This is a genomic window from Thermohalobaculum sp. (genome assembly GCF_058622915.1).
In genome coordinates, this window is sequence record NZ_JBZSYN010000005.1 from 1 (window position 1) to 3,509 (window position 3,509).

The window sequence follows — 3,509 nt, forward strand, 5'->3', positions numbered from 1 at the left end:
ATCGTCGACGATGGCCTCCAGACGGAGGCGATCCTCGGGCGAAACCTCAATGGTGATGCCGGTGCGCATGCCACAGACTCGCATGCCACCGCCGGCAGGGGAATCCCCTCCGGGACTCTTCTGTCAGGTTCCATCCACTAGCCTTGTGAAAGAACCCGGTACACAGACGACCGAACGATCCCCATCCGCCCGGCAATCGCGGTCGCGCCCAGACGGCACTGCTCGGCGACAGCCTCGCGGGTGTGAGCCGCTCACGCGCGACAAGGGCGCCCGCCGGCCAGCGGTAAGGAACGCAGTCGAATCCCGCGCCACCGACCGGCCGGACCTGACAGCAAAGCGGGGTCCTGGGGCCGCGCTCGCTGGAATCGCCGTCGATCCTCGCGCGGACGGGCCGGGGAAGCATTGTCCCAATGGACCACAGGCCGGTCATCAACTAACAATCACATCGGGCCAATTGCGCTGGGCTACCCACACGGAGGCTTGCATGTACCGAAAAATACTCGTCCCGATGGCACTCACTCACAACATCTCGCCCCAGATGCTGCAGGTTGCGAAAGCCCTGTGCGATGACGGCGGCGAAATCATCGCGCTTCATGTCTATGAGACACCGCAGGCCTCGGTCAGTGCCTATCTTGACGAGAGCGACGTCAAGGCTGCTTTCGAGAAGGCACGCGCATTGCTCATGGACAAGCTGAAGGACACCCCGGATGTGACGCCGAAGATCCTGAAGGGCCATTCCGCACGGACGATCATCGATTTTGCCGAAAACAACGGCATCGATTGCATCGTCATGGGCTCACACAAACCAGGGCTCAGCGACTACTTCCTCGGCTCGACCGCGTCGCGCGTCGTGCGCCACGCCCCCTGCGCCGTTCATGTCAATCGTGAAACCGGCTGACACGGCGGCTCACCGGCATCGACGAGGCCGGCATGCAGCGACGGGCCGGGCAGAATCGTCCGTCTGTCGTCGGCGCCGCGCTGTCATCCACGCGTTCGGGCGCGTGCCTCCTCCATGCCGCCGGTGTGACTGCGGACTGCCTGCTCGTGCTCGGTCGTCGCGATGATGCCATGCACCGGTGCGCAAGAGTCGCCCTCGTTGTGCGATCGGGGCGGCCGGGTTCTCCAAGGCGGAACGACCTGTCGATGCTTCCGAGCGCGCCCCTACCTTCCGACGGGCGGCAGGGCGGCGGAGCTGTCCTCGTCGGCTCGGACGGGCCGGCAAGGGCCCTAGGGCCTTGGCGGAGGGGTCTCCTCGGTCTCGCCCATCCCGAGGCCGGCACTGGCCTTGCGCCACGAGCCCATCAACGTATGGCAGCGTGAGCAGTTGATCGGGCAGTTGTCGGGAACGCGGTTGGCTGCGACGCTGTTGACCGCCCCGCAATGGGGGCAGGTGATGGTCCACATGGTCATGGAAGCCTCCCTCTCCATGTCCCGAGATCGGCGAAGTCTAGCGGGCCGTGATGGATTCGGCGAGAGGCATCGAGTGGGCAGGAGCATTATTCGCGTGCGACAGAAGGGCGAGGATGCAGCGGGTTCCACGCCACCGCGTTTCGCCCCGGCACAGGGCACCCCGACGCGGCGCATCATGCCTAGCGAAGCAAAGAAAAGGGGCCCCGCGCGGCAAGCGGGGCCCCGATCCGGAGCAGGGCGAGGAGGAGGGCTCAGCTCTCGGCCTTCGCCTCCTCGCGCTTGATCTCCTGGCCGGTCTCCTGATCGACCACTTTCATCGACAGGCGCACCTTGCCGCGATCGTCGAAGCCCAGGAGCTTGACCTTCACCTCCTGGCCCTCCTTGACAATCTCCTTGGGGTTGGCGCCGCGCTGATCGGTCATCTGCGAGACGTGGACAAGCCCGTCGCGCTTGCCGAAGAAATTCACGAAGGCGCCGAAGTCCATGATCTTCACGACCCTGCCGGTGTAAATGCGGCCGACCTCGGGCTCCGCGACGATGGCGTTGATCATCTCCTTCGCCCTCTCGATCGCCTTGGCGTCGGCCGAGGCGATCTTGATGATGCCGTCGTCGTTGATGTCGACCTTGGCACCCGACTCCTCGACGATACCGCGGATCACCTTGCCGCCCGAGCCAATCACCTCGCGGATCTTGTCGGTGTTGATCTGCATCACCTCGATGCGCGGCGCATGCGCCGAGAACTCGGGCCGGCTGGCGCTCAGCGCCTGGTTCATCTCGGCGAGGATGTGCATCCGGCCGTCACGCGCCTGCGCCAGCGCCTGGCGCATGATCTCCGTGGTGATGCCGGCGACCTTGATGTCCATCTGCAGCGAGGTGACGCCGCGCTCGGTGCCCGCGACCTTGAAATCCATGTCGCCCAGATGGTCCTCGTCGCCGAGGATGTCTGTGAGCACCGCGAAGCGTCCGTCCGACTCGAGAATCAACCCCATGGCGACGCCCGCGACCGGGGCCTTGAGCGCCACGCCGGCGTCCATCATGGACAGCGACGAGCCGCACACCGTCGCCATCGAGGACGAGCCGTTCGACTCGGTGATCTCCGAGACGATGCGGATGGTGTAGGGGAACTCCGTCGCCGGCGGCAGCACCGCCTGCAACGCCCTCCAGGCGAGCTTGCCGTGGCCGACCTCGCGCCGCCCCGGAGGGCCCATGCGCCCGGCCTCGCCCACCGAGTAGGGCGGGAAGTTGTAGTGCAGCAGGAAGCGCTCGCGCCAGTCGCCCTCGAGCGCGTCGATGATCTGCTCGTCATCGCCGGTGCCGAGCGTTGTCACCACCAGCGCCTGCGTCTCGCCACGGGTGAACAGCGCCGAGCCATGCGTGCGCGGCAAGAGGCCGACGTCGCAGTTGATCAGGCGCACCGTGGTGAGATCGCGGCCATCCACGCGCTTGCCGTGGTCGAGGATCTGGCCGCGCAGGATCTCGGCCTCGAGCTTCTTGAAGCAGTCGTCGATCGCCGCGGCCTCGGCGAGCTCCTCTTCGCTCAGGCCAGCGAGCATCGCCTCCTTGGCGGCGGCGATGGCCGCCTGCCGCTCCATCTTGTCGGCCACCGAGAACGCCTGGCGCAGCGGCGCCTCGACCAGGTCGCGCACGCGGGCCATCATGCCCGAGTGATCGGCGGGCTCGAAAGCGAACGGCTCCTTGGCCGCGTCCTCGGCCAGATCGACGATAAGGTCGATCACCGGCTGCATCTGCTCGTGGCCGAAGGTGACGGCGCCGAGCATCTCGTCCTCGGAGAGCTCGTAGGCCTCGGACTCGACCATCATCACCGCGTCCCGGGTGCCGGCCACGATCAGGTTCAGCTTCTGGTCGGGGTTCTCGGACAGCCGGTTCATGTCCGGCACCGCCGGGTTCAGAACGTAGGCGCCCTGCGAGAAGCCGACGCGCGCGGCGCCGATCGGCCCCAGGAACGGCGCGCCCGAAAGCGTCAGCGCCGCCGAGGCGGCGATCATCGCCACGATGTCGGGGTCGTTGACGAGGTCGTGGCTCAGCACGGTGCAGATCACCAGCACCTCGTTCTTGAAGCCCGGCGCGAAGAGCGGGCG

3 protein-coding genes are annotated in these 3,509 nt (G+C 66.7%); 1 reads left to right on the forward strand and 2 read right to left on the reverse strand.

Translation table 11 applies throughout. The features are described from left to right. Positions 1-484 precede the first annotated feature (484 nt). Positions 485-898: a universal stress protein gene (locus tag AC32QD_RS00670; RefSeq protein WP_492008548.1), complete on the forward strand. Its 414-nt coding sequence runs from the start codon at positions 485-487 to the stop codon at positions 896-898. Between the two features lie 329 nt (positions 899-1,227). Here AC32QD_RS00670 and AC32QD_RS00675 read toward each other — a convergent pair whose 3' ends face one another. Further along, positions 1,228-1,410, reverse strand: coding sequence for a hypothetical protein (locus AC32QD_RS00675; RefSeq protein ID WP_492008549.1), 183 nt, complete (start codon positions 1,408-1,410; stop codon positions 1,228-1,230). Between the two features lie 251 nt (positions 1,411-1,661). Next, positions 1,662-3,509 (reverse strand): polyribonucleotide nucleotidyltransferase (pnp, locus tag AC32QD_RS00680; protein WP_492008550.1); only part of this gene is annotated, 1,848 nt, incomplete at its 5' end.

Excerpts from the sequence above, each read along its gene's own strand:
- AC32QD_RS00670 (WP_492008548.1), top strand. The coding sequence starts at position 485 with ATGTACCGAAAAATACTCGTCCCGATGGCACTCACTCACAACATCTCG.
- AC32QD_RS00675 (WP_492008549.1), bottom strand. The coding sequence starts at position 1,410 with ATGACCATGTGGACCATCACCTGCCCCCATTGCGGGGCGGTCAACAGC.